This is a genomic window from Mucilaginibacter sp. CAU 1740 (genome assembly GCF_039839285.1).
Lineage (GTDB): Bacteria > Bacteroidota > Bacteroidia > Sphingobacteriales > Sphingobacteriaceae > Mucilaginibacter.
The window spans coordinates 179,320-197,656 of sequence record NZ_JBDOQS010000009.1 but is presented as its reverse complement, the minus strand read 5'-3'; the positions used below and the strand labels follow the sequence as shown (position 1 = coordinate 197,656).

At 43.4% G+C, this 18,337-nt stretch carries 16 protein-coding genes; 4 read left to right on the top strand and 12 right to left on the bottom strand.

The window, feature by feature from the left end:
- Nucleotides 1-57: 57 nt before the first annotated feature.
- The 6 genes from AAFN85_RS19920 to AAFN85_RS19895 all read right to left on the bottom strand — a co-directional run bounded on the left by AAFN85_RS19920 (nucleotide 58) and on the right by AAFN85_RS19895 (nucleotide 5,511).
- Nucleotides 58-1,158, bottom strand: coding sequence for a glycosyltransferase (locus AAFN85_RS19920; protein ID WP_347529364.1), 1,101 nt, complete (start codon nucleotides 1,156-1,158; stop codon nucleotides 58-60).
- Complete coding sequence (locus AAFN85_RS19915) at nucleotides 1,159-2,097, bottom strand: GNAT family N-acetyltransferase (protein WP_347529363.1); 939 nt, start codon at nucleotides 2,095-2,097, stop codon at nucleotides 1,159-1,161.
- The gene (locus AAFN85_RS19910) at nucleotides 2,090-3,094 is read right to left on the bottom strand and encodes a polysaccharide deacetylase family protein (RefSeq protein ID WP_347529362.1); all 1,005 of its coding nucleotides are present in this window, start codon (nucleotides 3,092-3,094) and stop codon (nucleotides 2,090-2,092) included. Before AAFN85_RS19910 ends, AAFN85_RS19915 begins: the two co-directional genes overlap by 8 nt.
- Nucleotides 3,091-4,248, bottom strand: a complete 1,158-nt coding sequence (locus tag AAFN85_RS19905) for an amidohydrolase family protein (protein WP_347529361.1) — start codon at nucleotides 4,246-4,248, stop codon at nucleotides 3,091-3,093. The genes AAFN85_RS19910 and AAFN85_RS19905 overlap by 4 nt, the downstream gene beginning before the upstream one ends.
- A complete protein-coding gene (locus tag AAFN85_RS19900; protein WP_347529360.1) occupies nucleotides 4,235-4,987 on the bottom strand; it encodes a methyltransferase domain-containing protein in 753 nt (250 codons plus the stop codon). Before AAFN85_RS19900 ends, AAFN85_RS19905 begins: the two co-directional genes overlap by 14 nt.
- Nucleotides 4,988-5,385: 398 nt before the next feature.
- Entirely contained in the window at nucleotides 5,386-5,511 is a 126-nt protein-coding gene (locus tag AAFN85_RS19895; protein ID WP_347529359.1) for a hypothetical protein, read from the bottom strand.
- A 116-nt stretch (nucleotides 5,512-5,627) separates the two neighbouring features.
- On the opposite strand from AAFN85_RS19895, the gene AAFN85_RS19890 reads away from it, so the two are divergent.
- The 4 genes from AAFN85_RS19890 to AAFN85_RS19875 all read left to right on the top strand — a co-directional run bounded on the left by AAFN85_RS19890 (nucleotide 5,628) and on the right by AAFN85_RS19875 (nucleotide 10,673).
- Complete coding sequence (locus tag AAFN85_RS19890; RefSeq protein ID WP_347529358.1) at nucleotides 5,628-7,130, top strand: radical SAM protein; 1,503 nt, start codon at nucleotides 5,628-5,630, stop codon at nucleotides 7,128-7,130.
- 3 nt (nucleotides 7,131-7,133) lie between these two features.
- On the top strand, nucleotides 7,134-8,186 hold the full coding sequence (locus AAFN85_RS19885) for a radical SAM protein (RefSeq protein WP_347529357.1): 1,053 nt from the start codon (nucleotides 7,134-7,136) through the stop codon (nucleotides 8,184-8,186).
- A gap of 205 nt (nucleotides 8,187-8,391) precedes the next feature.
- A complete protein-coding gene (locus AAFN85_RS19880; RefSeq protein ID WP_347529356.1) occupies nucleotides 8,392-9,855 on the top strand; it encodes a radical SAM protein in 1,464 nt (487 codons plus the stop codon).
- Nucleotides 9,852-10,673 (top strand): class I SAM-dependent methyltransferase, encoded by an 822-nt coding sequence (locus tag AAFN85_RS19875; protein ID WP_347529355.1) that lies wholly within the window; start codon nucleotides 9,852-9,854, stop codon nucleotides 10,671-10,673. The genes AAFN85_RS19880 and AAFN85_RS19875 overlap by 4 nt, the downstream gene beginning before the upstream one ends.
- A 257-nt stretch (nucleotides 10,674-10,930) precedes the next feature.
- Here AAFN85_RS19875 and AAFN85_RS19870 read toward each other — a convergent pair whose 3' ends face one another.
- The 6 genes from AAFN85_RS19870 to AAFN85_RS19845 form a co-directional block, all read right to left on the bottom strand.
- Entirely contained in the window at nucleotides 10,931-11,803 is an 873-nt protein-coding gene (locus AAFN85_RS19870) for a hypothetical protein (RefSeq protein ID WP_347529354.1), read from the bottom strand.
- Between the two features lie 163 nt (nucleotides 11,804-11,966).
- Nucleotides 11,967-13,220, bottom strand: coding sequence for an O-antigen ligase family protein (locus AAFN85_RS19865; RefSeq protein ID WP_347529353.1), 1,254 nt, complete (start codon nucleotides 13,218-13,220; stop codon nucleotides 11,967-11,969).
- Nucleotides 13,198-14,325, bottom strand: coding sequence for a DUF1972 domain-containing protein (locus AAFN85_RS19860; RefSeq protein WP_347529352.1), 1,128 nt, complete (start codon nucleotides 14,323-14,325; stop codon nucleotides 13,198-13,200). Before AAFN85_RS19860 ends, AAFN85_RS19865 begins: the two co-directional genes overlap by 23 nt.
- A complete protein-coding gene (locus AAFN85_RS19855) occupies nucleotides 14,264-15,466 on the bottom strand; it encodes a glycosyltransferase family 1 protein (protein ID WP_347529351.1) in 1,203 nt (400 codons plus the stop codon). Before AAFN85_RS19855 ends, AAFN85_RS19860 begins: the two co-directional genes overlap by 62 nt.
- Nucleotides 15,456-16,475: a glycosyltransferase gene (locus tag AAFN85_RS19850; protein WP_347529350.1), complete on the bottom strand. Its 1,020-nt coding sequence runs from the start codon at nucleotides 16,473-16,475 to the stop codon at nucleotides 15,456-15,458. Before AAFN85_RS19850 ends, AAFN85_RS19855 begins: the two co-directional genes overlap by 11 nt.
- The gene (locus AAFN85_RS19845; RefSeq protein WP_347529349.1) at nucleotides 16,468-18,117 is read right to left on the bottom strand and encodes a hypothetical protein; all 1,650 of its coding nucleotides are present in this window, start codon (nucleotides 18,115-18,117) and stop codon (nucleotides 16,468-16,470) included. Before AAFN85_RS19845 ends, AAFN85_RS19850 begins: the two co-directional genes overlap by 8 nt.
- Nucleotides 18,118-18,337 lie beyond the last annotated feature (220 nt).

Sequence of the window (18,337 nt, the reverse complement as noted above, 5' to 3'; positions counted from 1 at the left end):
AAACGAGCGCAAGTTGTCAGGAAGCCAGACCGTTTTTAAACCAGCGCAGGTTTTTTGTTAAATACTTGCCGCGATTTCTTCAATCTGCCCGGCAATAGCCTCAAACGATAATATCTTCCGATAATATGCTAAAGATAACCTCCGCTTTTCTTCAATATCCATTTTTCCGGTTTGCATAAGCACATCAAATAGAGCCTGCTCATTGCCCGGTTCATAAAGTACTCCGCATTCGCCATTATTGGTGATCATCCTGAACGATTGGATATCGGTAACCAGCGGTACACATCCGCAGGACATGGCTTCGCAAACCGCGGTACCGCTGCCTTCATAATGCGAGCCGGATAAAATAAAATCGGCGCTGTTAAACCAATAAAGCAGATCGGAATGTGGCACCTTGCCAATGAGTTGGATGGCTTCCCGATTGGGATGAGTTTCGAGCAGCGATTGAATTTCGCCGAGTAATTCGCCGGTATGATAGATCATGTATAACTTTACGCCAGGCTGTTCGGTTGCAAACCTCAAAAAAGCCCTGATCACATTAAGTGGGTCTTTGTTATCATTAAGCCTGCCTACCCATAAAAATACCGGGTTCCCTGTTACCCTGGTATTGGCCAGTGCCTGCTCCCGGTTGATGGGGTAAAATACCGACGAAACCTCCATTACCTCGAAAATTTTATGAGCTGAGGATATATCACCCGCCGTAACCCACTCCAACCCCATATCGCGCGAAGCGAAAAGATAAGTATCAATGTATCTATCGGCTAATTTTTGAGCAATTTTTTTCAAACCGGAGAATGGTTTTTCGGCATGATTTTGCACCATGATCTTCACTTTTGGGCCGAGCACTAACCGCAACTGGATAACCTGTAACGGGAAGTGCAGGCTTTGAATAAATACCACGTTAGGCTTAAGGCTTTTAATATAGCTGTTCAACTTCCAAGGCAAATACCTAAACAGGCTTGTGGTGAAGCGTTTAAAATGATAATCGATACCATTGTTTTTAATCCGGCCTTCGTAATCGATATGTTCAACGCTGATCACTTCGTTGTTATGGGCCAGCGCTTCCAGTATCCCGGCATAAGCCCGGGTACGTTCAAACCAGGCTTCGGGCTGGTTAAATTCTGGGATTTGCACGTAGCTGTTAAAAACGTATCTCATTTAAAAAATATCAATATCGGCAAAAGTGAAGGCCATTTTATTAAGAGGAAGATCAACCCCAAGGTTTTTTATAATTATGGGGAACGATGGGATAGGCAGCGCGTGGTTTTTAAGCAGCATATGTAGCACCGTCCGTTTATCGGCCTGGAATATTATTTTTTTTAATCCGAGTTTACGGGCAATTTTTTGCAGATGGGGGATGATCGTATCCAGATCGTTCAAGGCGAGATCGATATCGCCAATAAACATCCCATCATTAATTTTGAACCATACCATTGTAGTATCAACTTTAATGGTAAAGCTACTGTCGTAGGCTGTTTTATAATTTAAGTAGTCCTTATCGCGCTGTACGCCGCTATAGCCCTCATCAATTACAGAGTTTCGGATGCCGTTTCGGGGCAATAAACAGGGTTTTAATTGATGTTTCACAAAGCTATGGTAAAGGCTTTTTAGAAACGGGAGTTTATTTGCCAGCCTTTCTAACGGCAATACCTTAACCGGGATAATAAAGCATTCCATATTACCGCCGATTTGCCAATCCAGTTTGTTTACAAAGCCAGGTAACGAATTTTGATTTGGAAAACCAAACAACACGCGGACGCCTTCGGTTCGGCAAAGCTGGTAAGTGAGTTCGGCCAATTCGGTAAACAAACCTTTGCCCCGGTGATCGGGGTGGGTCATGGTATCTGCAGATTGAGCAGCTAATACACTTTTTCCCTTACAATTGATAAAGCAGGGTATCACCCCATAAAAAGCCGCGGGCTGGTTTCCATGATAGGCTAAAAAGCCAATGTACATTACATTAGTAAAAGCGGTATTGTATTTCCGCTTAAAAAAATCGGGCGCTATAGATTTTTGATATACAGCTTGATGCAGGTTGGTCAGATCGGCCAGTCGCTCTTCGGTTAAGCGTTCTATCCTATACCCAGTGCTATGCATAATGCCCCCTTATTATGGCGTTCATTTGATTTGCTGTGGATATGAACGGGTTTATAGTAAAGCGTTCGCGCATGCTTTGGTCAGTTCCATCCTGCGGATTCAAGTAATCAGTTGCCAGCAGCTGGTTGTATCCGGCGGCTTTTGCTGCGGCTAAAACATCAGCATTGTATGAACCATAAGGAAAAGCAATGCTGGTTACGGCCTTGCCGGTTATGTTTTCAAGATAGGTTTTGCAGCTCTGCATTTCTTCAAAAGCATCTGCCAAGGGGATTCCCGCCAGATCGTTATGATAATATCCATGAGCGCCTATGGTTACCAGTGGCGAGGAGGCTAAGGCCCTGATCTGATCGCTTGTTGTTTGTAGCCAGTAGTCATCATCCTGTCCGTTGGTTTTAAAATCAACCATTGGTTCAAGATAGTTCATCAGCTCAGCTTTTTCATCAAAACCGGTTTCTCTGAGTATATCTGCAAGTAATTGACCTGTTTGGGTAACGTACTTATTGTTGCGGTTTTTATGGCAGATATAGTTGTTGTAGCTTAATTTTTCCGGTCCGTATTTCCCGGCTATGCTAAGGAAATCGTTCCATAAAATATCTGAACCTGTATTGCGGATGCCGGTGATAAAAAATGTGGCAGGCACCTGGTATTTGTTAAGTAGGGGCAACACATAATTATAATTGTTGGCCAGCCCGTCATCAAAGGTGAGGCAGATATTATATTTATTCTTGCTGAAATTACCCGCATAATAATCTGCTAACGATACTACATTAAAGTTTTTTTTATAAAACTGCAGATGCTCCTCAAACTGTTCAATAGTTATAAAAAGCGTATTGAATTTATGCGGGTCGGTTTTGCAAACGTTATGATAAAGGATGATTTTGTTGCCGCGGGCATTGTTATAAAAAGCTGTGTCAATACCCAAAGCATGGCGCGCGTTACCATTTAAATAGGTAGCCCTACGTTTTGATCGTTGCCATATTTTTTGAAGGATACTCATGCGGCCGGTTGTGCAGGTTGAGGTACCGGAAAGTTGGCGTTGGCTTTATAGCTTTTTATCTCGTCCATCAACCTGTGGATATCGCCCTGTACATATTTAAAATGGCCACCGGTAAATATTTTACTGTACCGGGCTGTTAAGGTGTTGTTGAGTTGATGATAAAGTGATTCATCAAACAGGCGGATCTCGCCGTCTTGTATCACCATTAAAATATCATCGGGAGTAATATCATAAAACGCCGTTAAGCCGGTTTTGTGTTTGGCTTTCGCTACCACAATATCAGCGTCAAAACCAGCACTAATTTGCCCTTTATTCAGTTTCCAGGTTTTGGCAGCAGCATTGGTTAATGCTTGATATAGTTCATCGCCGCTAAGCAACGCGGTTTTGCGGGCCAGCCTGATGTGCTGCCACATATCCCAATGCCCGGTAAGGGTGCTATCGGCACCAAACAAAATAATGGTTTGCTTTTTCAGCTCGTCTATTGGGGCGGTTTTATTGAGCAGGTAGTAGTTTGATTCGGGGCACCAAACCAGCGCTCTAAAATGTTTAGCCTGCTTAACATCCATCGCCACCCCGTGGATGCCGATCAATTTACGGCCAAGCATGTTCCATTTAATCAGTTCGCTGATCTCGTTATGAGCTATATCATCAGTGCCTTCACCAACATGGATCACTGCCGGTCGCCCAATTTTCATCGGGTTGTTCAATCGTTTTTTCCAGTTCTTTTCAAACTGTACCGAGTGGATGCTCTGGTAACGATCAATAATATTGATCAGCGCGTTATCAATAACCGGTTTTTCGCCATGGTTTACAACTGTTGTAACACCGCAAAGCAGGTTTTTGTAAACTCCCCATTGTTCGCGTAGGGCTACAGGTATTTTCAGTACGGAGGCTATCTCATCAGCATAAACCTCATGGATATAATTACCCCATTGGGTGTAGTTTTGATATGTCTTATTGCCAAGTTGTGGGAAGAGGTTAAAATCCAGGTGATCATGCGAATTTATCAGGCCCGGAAATGCCAGCGCATCCACAAAAGTGATTTGCTCCACGTCGTACATCGGCGTGGGCGCAACGGTTTCAATAAGGCCGTTACTCAGCCCGATGTTTACCGCTCCTTCGGTTCCGGGTATCAAAACATTATTCAGTACCATTGCCGCGCTTTAAATGTAGTCCGTAAATAATAGGGTATCCTTTATATTTTTCATATACATGAAGCGCGTTTTTATCGGCATAATAATGCTTCATGCTTTCGTCTATTTTTATTTCCTCCTCGGCAACTAAAGTAAAACCCTTATCAAGCAGCAGGTTTTTGATAAGACTAACCGGGTGCACAAAGTTTTCAACCGCTATAAAATCGCGGCCATGTTTAAAGGTACGCTTGCCGCCGTTGGCCAGTGTTTGCGGGTGAAAATCTGTTATCACGATATCTCCGCCGGTTTTCAGGATTCTCATCCAGGCTTGTAAAGCTGTTTTTATGTCAGGGATGTGCGCCACGGTAAGTGTGGATACGATGGTATCAAAACTACCATCAGCAATGCCTGTAAATGTATCCTCGGTGATTTGGTAAGTATCCGCCTCCGGAAATTTTTGCTGCAAACGTGCAAGCATCCCGCCCGAGGTATCAAAACCTGTTAAACGCGCCGGGTTTAATGCAAAAAGTTTGTTCCAGTGCCTGCCTGTGCCACAGCCTATATCAGCGACTTGTTTCCCGGTGATAATGGCGCTGTTTACCAATCGCGGAAAAAGAACCTCGTCCAGGTCAAGCATCAGGTTGCCGGGTTGCTCATCATAGTTTTCGGCCCAGATGTCATAGGCTTCAACCGAATTTTTCTCCAATATGGCAGTGGGGAATAAACGTTGTTTGATATAGTTTTTAACGGTATGGATCACGGTAACGAGTTTTATTATTTAAGATCATAATGCATAGATAATGGGTAAATTATCGCTCGCCTATTTACTCACCCCGACATCGCTTCGCTTGTCACCCCTCTCTACGCTGCGCGTAAAGAGGGGGCTTTTTGTTTTTTTATTTTTTCTACCCTCTTTGCGGCTTGCCGTAGAGAGGGTGTCCAGCGTAGCGTAGACCGGGTGAGTAAATTATCCGGTATGCTTTATACCTCAATTACGTGCAATAAATGCCAATGGTTGCCAGCCAATTTATTTATAACAGCAGGCAACCCACCACAAAATAGGGGCGTATTTATTGTGTGAAAGCGATATGTGTGGTTTGAAACTCTATTGTTGTATGGGCAGTCCCCCGCATTTGTGATTGGGTATGGCAATGGGGCTTATTTTGAAAGCGAAAACACTCCTTTAGTGAGATGGGGAGTAAAGCCAATAAAAGTAACGGGATGGGTATTCAGGGTACCATATACATCCCGGTAAACAGGTGTTGAGTTTTCTGGTAAACCCATTGCCGGGGGACTGATTTTGTTAGTTCAAAGTCATTAGTCATAAGTAGAAAGTCCGTTAATGGGGCTTTGACTTATAACTTGAGACTACGGACTTCAGACTTTATTAAAAATAACAGATGAACAAAATACTATTATTCAACCCGCGGAGCGCCAATAACAAATACCGGATCCCTAATTCGATATTGAACATTGCGGCTTCTGTAGAGGGCAAATACGATTGGGTAATTATTGACGGAAATTGTGAGGCCGATCCGATGGTGAAGATAGATAGCTATTTGAGCACCGGCGAGTTTAAGTATTTCGGGTTTACAGTAATGCCTGGTCCGCAGTTAAGGCAGGCCATCATCGCTGCTAAAAAGATCAAGGAATTATATCCTCATACCAAAATGATCTGGGGCGGATATTTTCCATCCAATCAGCCCGAATCTGTATTGTATTCAGGCTATGTTGATTTTATTATCAATGGGCCTGGCGACCATGCTTTTCCGCTGCTGATTGATGCTTTGGAAAACGGCACACCTTATGAATTTATCCGCAACCTGATCTACAAAGCCGAAGACGGGAAGATCATCAAAACTGCCAAAGAAGACCTGATAGAACAGGACACCTTGCCAGCGTTGCCATATGATAAGCTGAACACATTTTATCCTATTACCAAGTTTTTAGGTAAAACTTATTTGGGTGAAAAAACAATGGCTTATCACTCCAGTATCGGCTGCCCTTTCACCTGTTCGTTTTGCGCGGTAGTGCCTATTTATGAGGCACGATGGAAGGCTAAATCGGCACAAAACGTTTATAATGATGTAAAATACATTAAAGATAAATGGGGCGCGGATGCCATTGAGTTTCATGATAATAACTTTTTTGTATCGGAAAAACGGGCGGTTGAATTTGCGAGATTAATCAAACCTGAAAATATGACATGGTGGGGCATGGCCCGCATCGATACTATGTCGAAGTTTAAAGATTCATCCCTGGCTGCCATTCGTGAGTCGGGATGTAAGATCATATTTTTCGGGGCAGAGAGTGGCAACAATGCCATTTTAGAACAGATGGATAAAGGTGGCACCCAAACCGGCGACCAGATCATTGAGTTTGCCGAACGCCTTAAAAAGTTTGATATCATTCCCGAATACTCTTTTGTATTAGGCACGCCCGCGCCAACACAGGAGCAGGTACAATCGCAAATTGATTTCGAAATAGATTTTATCAAGAAAGTAAAAGCGGTTAATCCCAAAACCGAGATCGTGATATATACCTACAGCCCCGTACCAACCGAAGGCTCGGAGCTATACAAGCAGGTGATAAAAAGCGGCTTCCGTTTCCCCGAAACGCTGGAAGACTGGATCAGCCCGGCCTGGGAAAATTTCGATCTCCGTAAAAATCCGCTCACGCCATGGCTCACGCCAGAGATGATTGACAAGATCAGAAATTTTGAAACCGTGCTGAATGGCGTTTATCCAACCGTTACAGATATTCGCCTCAATATGATCAAACGTGCGGCCATTAAACTGATTGCCACTATGCGCTACAAGGCCAGCGTATATCAATATCCTTATGAAATAAAACTGCTGCAAAAAGTGTGGCGCTACAGGCAGCCCGAAATACAGGGATTTTAAGCTATGCAGATAACAACGCAATCCATATCGCACACATTTAAGCGTTTCCGTACGCTGCAAACGCACAAAATAGCGGCGCTGCCAATAGTTATTTTGATGCCACACAGCGCCTGTAACTGCCGTTGTGTAATGTGCGATATCTGGAAAGATAATAAAAACCTTAAACAGCTTACCGAAGCCGATGTGACCGACCTGCTTGGCGCGTTAAGGAAATTCGGTACTAAACAGGTGCTCATGTCGGGCGGGGAAGCTTTGTTGAATACCAACTTTTTCAGGCTTTGTGAAATATTAAGGTCCGAAAAGATCAAGGTTACTTTGCTATCAACCGGCCTTTCCATCAAAAAAAACGCGCTCAATATCCTGAAGTGGGTTGATGATCTGATTGTTTCCATAGATGGCGACGAGGCCCTGCACGATGCTATCCGTAATGTGCCCGGCGCTTTTAGTAAGTTACGGGAAGGAGTAGAGTCCATCAAATCCATCGATCCCAAGTATAGCGTCACAGCCCGCACGGTAATCCACCGGCTTAACTTCAGGAATTGGCCAAATATTATTGAAGCGGCAAAGCAGATGGGTATCGACCAGGTAAGTTTTTTACCTGCCGATGTTAGCAGCCACGCCTTTAACCGCCAAACCGCTTGGGCCGAACCTAAGCAACACGAGATATTGCCGGGAGAGCGCGAGCTGGAAGAGTTTCAGCAGGTTGTTACCGGTGTAATGAGCAACCAGGATGATTTTACTAATCGCTTTATTGCCGAATCGCAGGCAAAGATTTTGGATATCTATCATTATTACGCTGCCTTTTACGGGCATAACGCGTTCCCGTTTAAAAAATGTAACGCCCCATGGGTATCGGCAGTAATTGAAGCCGATGGCGAGGTGAGGCCTTGCTTTTTTCATGAGGGAATAGGCAATATCAGGGATAATAAACTGGATGAGATCCTGAACAGTGAAAAAGCGATCAACTTTCGTAAAACATTGGATATGGGAAATGATCCAACCTGTATAAAGTGTGTATGCTCGTTGAATTTATCGCCGCTGGCGAGGTTGGATTGAGATTGCTGTAGAGACGCATGTGATGCGTCTCTACATTTAAAAAAAATATAAAAAGCAGGGGACTGCGCGATTCCTTCCCTCGGGAGGGTGTAGGGAGGGGTTTCTAAGCCACGCTAAACGACGAGTAAGCCAAGCGGCGAAACCCCTCCCTGCCGCCGCACAACCCCACGCACCCCTCCCGAGGGAGGGAATGTTAATAGCTGATATGAACAATATACTGTTTTCACATTCGTACTTTTTACGTTTCGACCCTAAGCAATGGTCGATAGGGCAACCTTATGCACCGCTGGGTACCATATATGCGGCCGCGTTGATGCGTGAGCATGGTTATAAAGTAAGTTTGTTTGATACCATGTTTGTAAAAAGTCCGGATGAGGTGATCCCGGCTTTGGATAAGCATAAGCCCGACTTTTTTGTGATCTATGATGATGGGTTCAATTACCTCACCAAAATGTGCCTCACCAACATGCGCGAGGCAGCCTTTAAAATGGCCAAGCTGGCCAAAGCACGGGGCTGCAAGGTAATCGTCTCCAGTTCTGACTCAACCGATCGTTACGCGGCATACCTTGCTGAAGGTGTCGACTTTGTGATCCTCGGCGAAGCGGAACAAACTTTACTTGAGTTAACCACGCTTATCAAAAAAGGAGGAGATGATTACTTTGACATCAAAGGCCTTGCTTATATGAATGGCCGGGAGATCATCAAAACACCTCAGCGGCCGGTTGCAAAAGAGCTTGACAATCTGCCTATGCCCGCCTGGGACCTGGTAGATATGAACGGCTACCGCGGAATGTGGCTTAAGCATGCCGGATATTTTTCGCTTAATGTGGTTACCACGCGTGGTTGTCCTTTTAAGTGTAACTGGTGCGCCAAGCCTATTTATGGCAATCGGTATAATTCGCACAGCGCGCAATATATTGTAGATGAGATCAAAATGCTGAAAGCGCGTTACGGGATGGACCATATCTGGTTTTGCGACGATATTTTTGGCTTGAAACCAGGCTGGGTACAGGAGTTTTCAAAATTGTTAAAACAAGAAGGCATTAGTATCCGGTTCAAGATCCAATCTCGAGCAGACTTATTGGTAGATGATGAAGCTGTTGAGGCACTTGCCTCCGCTGGTTGTGAAAATGTGTGGATCGGTGCCGAAAGCGGTTCGCAAAAGGTGCTGGATGCCATGGATAAAGGGATTACTATTGATCAGATCCATACTTCCACCCATCTGATGAAAAAGCATGGTATCAAGCCATCCTTCTTCATCCAGTTTGGTTATCCTGAGGAAACAAGGGAAGATATTACCTCCACCATCGATATGATCAACGAGCTGCTGCCTTTTGAAATAGGTATCTCTGTATCATACCCATTACCCGGAACCGGCTTTTATGAACGTGTAAAAAACGAACTAAAAAAGAAAACTAACTGGACGGATTCGGACGAGATGGCCTTGATGTTCAAGAACACCTATCCTGCATATTTTTATAAGCAGCTGCACAAATATGTGCACCGTAACTACCATAAACATCTTGCTAAAAATAGCATGCGTAAGCTGCTCAATAACCCTTTCGGCAGTTCGGCCAATAATGTAAAAAAAGCGCTTTCGGTATTTTACTATACCCCGCTTACCTATATCGAGAAGCTGAAGCTGGATAAATTTGAAAAAGCGATATGACCGAGGCAGCACCACAAATTAACGAGCAATTGGCCGAAGCGGCGTTTAGCAACCAGTCGGTAGTTTTTGATGAGCTTTATTCGGCTGATACTATAATTGCCTACAAGCGTAGGCGGGTGCGTGAGCATATCCTGCAGCACGTTAAACCGGAAGGACAGATCCTGGAATTGAACAGCGGTACCGGCGAAGACGCTTTATATTTTGCTCAATGGGGCTTTAAGGTGCATGCTACCGATATATCTACAGGTATGCAGCAGCAATTACGCGAAAAGGTACTGAAGCATGGCATGCAGCAAGTGGTAAGTAACGAGATATGTTCCTATACACAATTAGAGCAATTAAAAAATAAAGGCCCTTACGATCTCATCTTCTCCAACTTTGCCGGTCTTAACTGTACTGGTGAGCTGGATAAAGTGCTTAGCTCGTTTGCTGATCTGTTAAATCCCGGTGGCATGGTAACCCTGGTGGTATTGCCTAAGTTTTGCCTTTGGGAAACGTTGTTGGTTTTTAAAGGAAAATTTAAAACCGCTTTCCGCCGCTTTTTTAGCAGCAAGGGCAGGAGGGCGCATGTAGAGGGTGTTTACTTTGATTGCTTTTATTACGCCCCATCCTATATTAAAAAACGGTTGAGCAAAGATTTTGATCTGTTAGGTTTGGAGGGTTTATGCACCATCGTTCCGCCATCATACATTGAAGGGTTTGCCGAAAAACATCCCCGTGCTTATCGCTTTTTAACCCGCTGGGAAGATAGGCTTAAAACATCCTGGCCATGGAAGTACGTGGGGGATTATTATATTATTTCGTTGAGGAAAAAATAAACCAGGACACCAAATCTAATACTGGTCAACGGACACTGGTCGAAGTTTAGCGATAGCGTAACTTCGTCCTAAACTGTGTTAAGCTTTCAGCTTAACTTTATAACTATTTAAATCATTTTTTTCTGAACCGGCATCGGATGTCCGGTCACGGAAGCAGAATGCTTCCAACAGTTTAGGACGAAGTTACGCTATCGCTAAACTTCGACCAGTATCGAGTAGTTGCCACTCGGCTGGAGTCAAGCGGCTGCGGTAATAGGTTACTGCGCAACCCTATCTTCTGATTGTTCCAATAAACCCGATACTTTCAACCTATATCGCTCAATCAATTTATGCTGAAAATTCTCGGGCGAGGGCTTGGCGAAATGTTTGTTTGCCGCCATGCTCATTACCGTTCCACGCATGTTAAGTTTCTTTTGTTCGGTTTTTTTATTCCAACGACCGGCAGTTATGCCCATTAACGTATTATCGAGCCAGCTGCCAAAACTATTGTTAAATAGTACTTCAATAAAGCTTTTGTACCAATGCTTTTTTAATGGATTGGCTGTAGCCAGGCGCATGCATTTATTAGGTAAAAAATCACTGTTCCAGGCATTGGCTTTATAAAAATTCTCGAATGTAGCGTCGCCCTCAACCGGGATAATGGTTGCCACTTCAATTGCGGTATAAATATTTTTTTCTACTATCTGAAGGCTGGCTTCGTCAATGTAGTAGTTCATGCAATAGTTATGCTGCTTACCTACCAAAAAGGTGAGCTTTTTAAACATGTGCATAAAGGTGCGGGCCAACCAAAGTCGGTTGCCTGCGGTGATGATGAAAAAATCGATATCCGAATTATCGTAGGCACAGTTTTTTGATAATGAACCGGAAATGGCTATGCCGCGTACAAATGGAAATTTTACCAGGAACGCGCCGATCTCTTTTGCTTTGACAATTAATTCGGCAGCTTTTTTATTCGCTTTATTGCGTTTTACTGCCACCATGTAATCATTTTTTAGCGAATAAAATTTATCGAAATAAAATATCTGCTTACTGTTTAACAGATGATCTAACGCTTCGTCAAAATCATTTTGTCCGTATTTATTTTCCAGGTACAAAAATATTTCAGCCCTGGTGAGGGGATAATCCCACATATCAAAATATGCAAGGGTTGCTAAAATGTTGTTTCTGGTAATTAACAATTGCCTGGTGTTTTGTCGGGATATCGTCGCTATACTTTTCACGTCCTGTTATATATAATGATGACGGGTATAAGCGGGGCGGGGTTGCCTGTAACAAAACAATTTACACAATATTTTAGCGCTGTTTTTCAGGGTTTTGCCCCAAACTGGAGAACATGAGCAATGAAAAGAAAACACCATAAAAAAAGATGCCTTTATCCACATCCAAAAAGTTTTCGGAAAAGGAAACACAGGTAACAATTACCATAAAACCCATCAGTAAAAGGTCGCGGTTGCCGATAGCTGTTCTCAATCCAAAATACAATACAAATAAGTAAACCAGCACACCAACAATGCCCGATTTGATAAAAAAGCTGATGAACTGGTTGTGGGCGTTAAGCCCTACCAGGTACGAACGATAAAACTTATGTTCAAAAAACGGATCCTGCAACAAGCCTATTTCCGTGCCTGCCCCATGACCAATAAGCGGCGATTGCGAGGCTACATTGATAGCCACTCCCCAACGGGCCAATCTTGGATCGGTCAATTCAGCATCGGTAGATTCACTGAGGTCTTTTTTAAATTCGGTAACAAAGCGGTCTTTAAAAGCGCTCAGGGTTACAACTCCGCCTATTAAAAGTACCGTGAGCGAGGAAGCGATGATGAAAAACTTTTTACGGGTAGTTCCTTGTAATAAAAGCAGGGGAACTGCAATATTGATCACCAACACCAAGGCTATACAAACTGATTTGGCGCTAAGCTGTACCATGCCCGCCGCAAGCAACAGGCAGCATAAAAAATAAAGTGTTTTCAGTTTACCCGATGGCTGTTTGATAAAGCGATAAATAAGATAGATGAGTCCGATACCTATCTGCATTGAGAAAAAGGTAGCATGAATATCCAGCGGCTCCGAAAAATTGTGGTTGGTAAATGCTGATGTAAACAATGCCCGCAAGGGGAGGTGATAAAACCTGATGGTATAAAGCGCCTGCAAAAATAGGTAAGCTATAGTGATCACGCACCCCGCCGAAAATATAAGCAACAGGTTATGCCGGTATTTTTTAAGATCGATGGCGTTAAAACAAAATATCAGCGGAATAAGTAAAATAGTAACCTGTCTCCCTAATTCTGTAAATCCCTGTGGTTTGTTGTTGGTGTAAATTATGCTGAGCAGCGTTACAAAAAATACTGCCGTTAAAGCAAAGGTTGCTTTGGTAAAAACGGGTTTAATATCGCCTTTACGGATCTGCACAATGGTATGCATTGCCAGGCCAATCAAAAACAGGTGACTGTAAAACAGGTTATACGGCAGGCTAAGCAGTAACAAAGCCATTAAATAATAAGTTATCCGGTTGGATAGCGTATCGTTAGGCTTTAATAGCTTTTCCATCGTTTTGCTTGCGGTAGCATTCAATTATAAAATCTTCGTAGTCATTTATTACCACATCCCAGTTAAACTGGTATTGTATTTTGTGCAGGTTGTTTTTCACCATGGCGCGTTCGTTATCATGGCGCTGTACATTCTCAACCAAATGGCGTACTTCGGCAGAGTTATCAAAGTAAAACGCATCTGAATTCAATACCGATTTATTAAAAGGGTTATTATGCGCGGCAATTAAAGCCTCGCTGGCCATGGCTTCTAATAAGGATGGGTTGGTACCCCCAACACTATGCCCATGAAAATACAGGTAGCTATTGTTTTGCAATGCCCGCACTACCGAGTTATCAAAGTTTGAACCTTTAAACTGGATGCGGTCGTCGTTTTTAAATTTGTGGGTAATGAATTTGCCGAAGCGGTTGCTGGTATCGCCCAAAACCATAAAGCTTTTTCGGGATGAGCTGTTGTTGAAACCTTCTAAAATGGTTTCGATATTGTTTTCGGGTTCCATGCGGGCCATCAGCAAAAAGTAATCTTCTTTTAGTACCTCGCTTTTATCAAACTGCTCACGTTCCTGCTCAGAAAAAAGATCTGCACCGTAAGGAATATAGCGGCTCTCAACATCGTATTTATCTTGTAGATATGAACGGATCACCCGCGAATCAGAGATGTAATATTGGCTATGCTTTACCGCAAGCTTTTCGGCATACTTTAAAAATTTCTGAACCGGTTTGGAGTATTTGGTGCGCTTCCACTCCAGACCGTCCATATTGGTAATGATGGTACTGCCAGATGGGTACAGATGCCCCCAAACCGAACTGCTGGTATAACCCATCAACAAAACCACATCAAATTTGCGTTTGCGGGCATCCATAATACAGTTAAAATCATAGGCAAACTGGCCGGCAGTACCAATCAGGTATTCCGGATCATAACAGTGTATGATGTTTACGCCGTTCCAGGTATCGGCAGTGTAGGGGTGGTTATGCGAATTATAAACCGTAACCGAGTGCCCTTTTTTCACCAGCCCGGCCGATACATATTCGGAGATATGCTCAAACCCGCCATAATAATTCGGGATTCCGCGCGTGCCTAATATCGCTATGCTCAGTTTCATGATGCTTGTAGTTTGCTTTTAACAGATTATAAAATATATCGCTGCTGTTTTGCCAGTTGTATTGTTGTTCCACCTGCTCGGTCACCCATGCGGTAAAAGTTGCGCCTGGGGGATACAAAGCCATTTGTAATAATTTTTGTTCAAAAACCGAATCATCGGCCGGGTTAAAGGTGTGCGGGTTAAAAAAGCCAAAGCTTTGCATGGCCGTTGTATGTGAACTAAGCACCGGTGCCCCGCAAATGGCGGCCTCCAAGGGCGGGATGCCAAAGCCCTCGGCTTTGGATGGGTAAACAAACAAACGGCAGGCACGATAAAAGGCTGCCAGGTCTTGTTGCTCGGCCTGCTTTATCCACAGAAAAAACTTTTGTTGCCCGGGAGTAAGGCCCGCTATCAGTTTGCGTAAACCCGGTGTTTTGATAGATTCTTTACCGATGAATACTAATGCTATCCCTTGCTCATACAACTTCAGGTCCAGGAATTTTTTGAGCAGCAAAAGTTGATTTTTACGCGGTTCGATGCGACTGGTGTACAGGATGAAATTCTTGATGCCGAATTTCTGCTCAATCAATTCAACAGCTTCCTGTTTTGATGCCTGAAATTGCAGCAACGAATTGCTTACACCGTTTGATATGATGTGTACTTCGTTTTCAGGGATGCTGTAATAATCGCAAATACGCTCTTTCGAATAATCGGATACGGTAGTTTTGATATCTGCCTTCAATAAACTGCGGCCAAACAAATAATTGCGCGGTATGCTGAAAAGCAAAGGGAAATCTTCGCGGAAATCATTAAACAGCATATCGTGCATGGTAACGATGTACCTGCAACCCGCAACTTTCCGCGGACTGATATATTGAAAATGCGCGAAATCAAATCTGTGTTTTTTGATAAAAGCAGGTATATCAAATACAAAGCGCAGGATGTTCACTCCCCGGTTTTTATACTGAAGGATATTTTGAGCAGGTAGTTTCGAGAATAGCTTACGGATATTCGCTGTATCGCGCGCACCGATATAAATATCCAGCTCGGGATGGTCATTGATCAGGCGGTTATACAACTCCCTTATAAAAGTTTGCGCCCCCTGAAATTCCTTATCAAAGGAGTGTGCATCTACAAATATTTTTATCCTCTTAGCTGCCATAGTTCAACTCCTTTTGTGTTAAAGCGGGTGTAGGGATCTCTGGCTCTTCCAGGCGGAAATTACCTTTGGCAAGCTGGTATAACCTGCTCAGCGTACTTTCGGGCAGAAAGGACATCAGCAGTAAAAAATAATTTTTTATATGCAGCGGACTGATCGATAAGGTTTTTAATAAGTTCTTCCTCGCTTTTTTAGGCTGATAGTTATTCCATAGGTATTTTTTACCTAACAGGGCATAGTAAGCGCCTTTTTTTATGCGGGGGGATAACTGCCTGATGCCTATCTCGGCCAGCTGCCTGCCTTCTTGCTCGGTAATGCTCAGCTTACGAAGAGTGCTGTATTTGATCTGCCTGAACTGGCTGGTACGCCATTTTTCATCAATGGTGATCGATTCGGCATTGAGCCTTACTTTTATCAGCGGCTGGTTAAGGTTAAATGCTTTTTCATGTTTCAGCAAGCCAGCCCATAAAAAATGATCTTCAAAAGTGTAAGCCAGTTCATTGTAACCGCCCGCGTTTAAAACGGCATCTTTTTTATAAAACACGCTCGAGTGGATAAACGGGCAGATCTTATAACTCAGCTGCCTGATCTCGTTATGGCTAAAAGCGTCAGGCTGCCAGGTAAATATCAGGTCGCCCTTAACATCGGTGTAATCCACTCCCGAACCGATGATGGTATAGTAAGGGTGCGACATCATGAAATCATACTGCACCTGTAAGCGGTATGGGTAGCAAACATCATCCGCGTCAAAACGAGCAATGTATGGTGCGTGTGCCTGGTGCAACCCGGTGTTCAAAGCCGCCGCCACGCCTCTGTTTTCCTGACTGATAACTACAATCCGCTCATCGTTAAATGAATGGATCACGTTGAGGGTATCATCCGTAGAGCCATCGTTCACTATCAGCAATTCAAAATCAGTAAATGATTGCTCCAATACCGATCTGATTGCCTCGCCAATGTATTTGCCTGCATTATAAGCGGGCATTAAAACGGTAACTTTAGGGTTAAGCATACACAAGCCCCTCCGCAACTTTGGGTTCTGTTTTCAAGGTAGATGTAGACGTAGTTTCTTTTATATTGAGTAGCAACAGCAGTTCAAAAAATACCATCACCGAGAGTTGCTCAAACCAGTAATCAACAAAAAGTATCCCGACGGTTAATATGAGGATGGGGATACCATAACTCAGTTTTTTATAATGGCGACCAAAATAACCCAGGTAATATATCAGGAAGCCCAGCAATCCTAAAATACCGTATTCGCTCAGCAACTGATCATAAGTAGAACTTGGGCTATTACGCACCGAACGGAAGCTGATGTTTTTACTAAAAAAGCTCAGGTACAGATCGAGGTGGTTAGCCATAAAAGCAGTATGGACGTACACCCGTTTTGGCGAATATTGTCCCCTGATGCCAGCCCCCGCAGCCCTGAAAGCTATTTTTGATGAGAAATTGCCTATCCCCAAACCCACTATACTTTTTTGCGGATGCGCCTTTAAGTAATTGAAGGTTTGGATCATCCCGGTTATTTTTCCCTGTTGATGCGGGATATAATCCTTGATCTGGCATAGCGGTAACTGGGCGTAATGCTGATCAATAAAATCCAGCAATTGCTTCCTGTCTGCAGTAGTATCGTGGCTTATAAAATATTCGGGTTTGAAAGTATCAGGCGGGGGAATATAAACGCGTCCATCCGGAGTTACAGGCAAATGCTTTAACGTTTGATCAAGCGCGGTTACCTTTTCCCGTTTTGCTTCCAGGTTGCTCAGGCTATCGAGGTAATGCTGCGCGAATTTCCGGTGTTGCTCGTCGAGGCTTAAAGCGTTGCCCGTTTGATGCGATTGATTAATGTTTGAATTAGCCGGTGTTGGCTTACCAAACGTTTGCTTCATCATTTCATCGATATAAGTTTCGTTTTGAGGAGATATTTTTACCAACGAAACTGCATATATCAGGATGGTTATGACGATGAGGCTTTTTTGATCGCGGGTGCTTTTAAAAATGAATGTAAAGCCTAAAGCCAGCATAAATAGCACGCTTACAAGGTTGCTATAGGTAAGCGAAAGCGTAGCCACGCAAACTATCAGCATGGCAAGGTTCCTTTTAAAAATAAAATATAAAGCCCCAAAGGCACATAGCACCGCGTTAGTTGATGAGATATCCAAACTTACGCCCGCAATATTATCACCAGTATTGATAAAATACTGCTGGAACATTCCCCTGAAAGTATACGGGTTGATGGTTTTAGTAACCCACATAATGTAACCCAGGTTACTGGCCGAAACCAGGGCGTTGATAATGAAAAAAGCGATCAACGTATGATAGATAGTTTCGGCGCTCAACTTATCTACCATTAATTTAACCTGATGAATGGCTAATAACGCCAATGCCCAACAGGCCATGCCCCAACCAAATACCATCAGGTAATTTAATGTGAACAGACTTTTATCTGTAATAAAAGCTATAACTGCTATGGGGAAAACCAACAAGTAAAAAAGCGGTAGCCTGCTGTTTTTAAGCTTGAAGCCGAACTTGAAATTGGGTTGGGAGATATAAACAAACAGTATAGCTACAGCTTTTACCGGGATCTTTACATTAATAAAAAGCAACAGGAAAATGAGCAGTCGCCAGTCGGCATAGCTTTTCCATTTTTTCATGTCAATCCCCGGCAAACCTGCAATCATTCGTCGCTTTCTATTAATTTAAGTTGTGCTTCAGCCCGATTTCGTCCAATCGGGAAAGCTTTTAGCACAACTCTTATTTTAAAAGGAATTACGGCTCGAAAAATGGAATGGTTGCCTTGCTATTAGCAGGATATTGCGGATATTTAAACCAGTTATAAAAATATTACAGGCAACCAACCCGCAAAAACGGTGG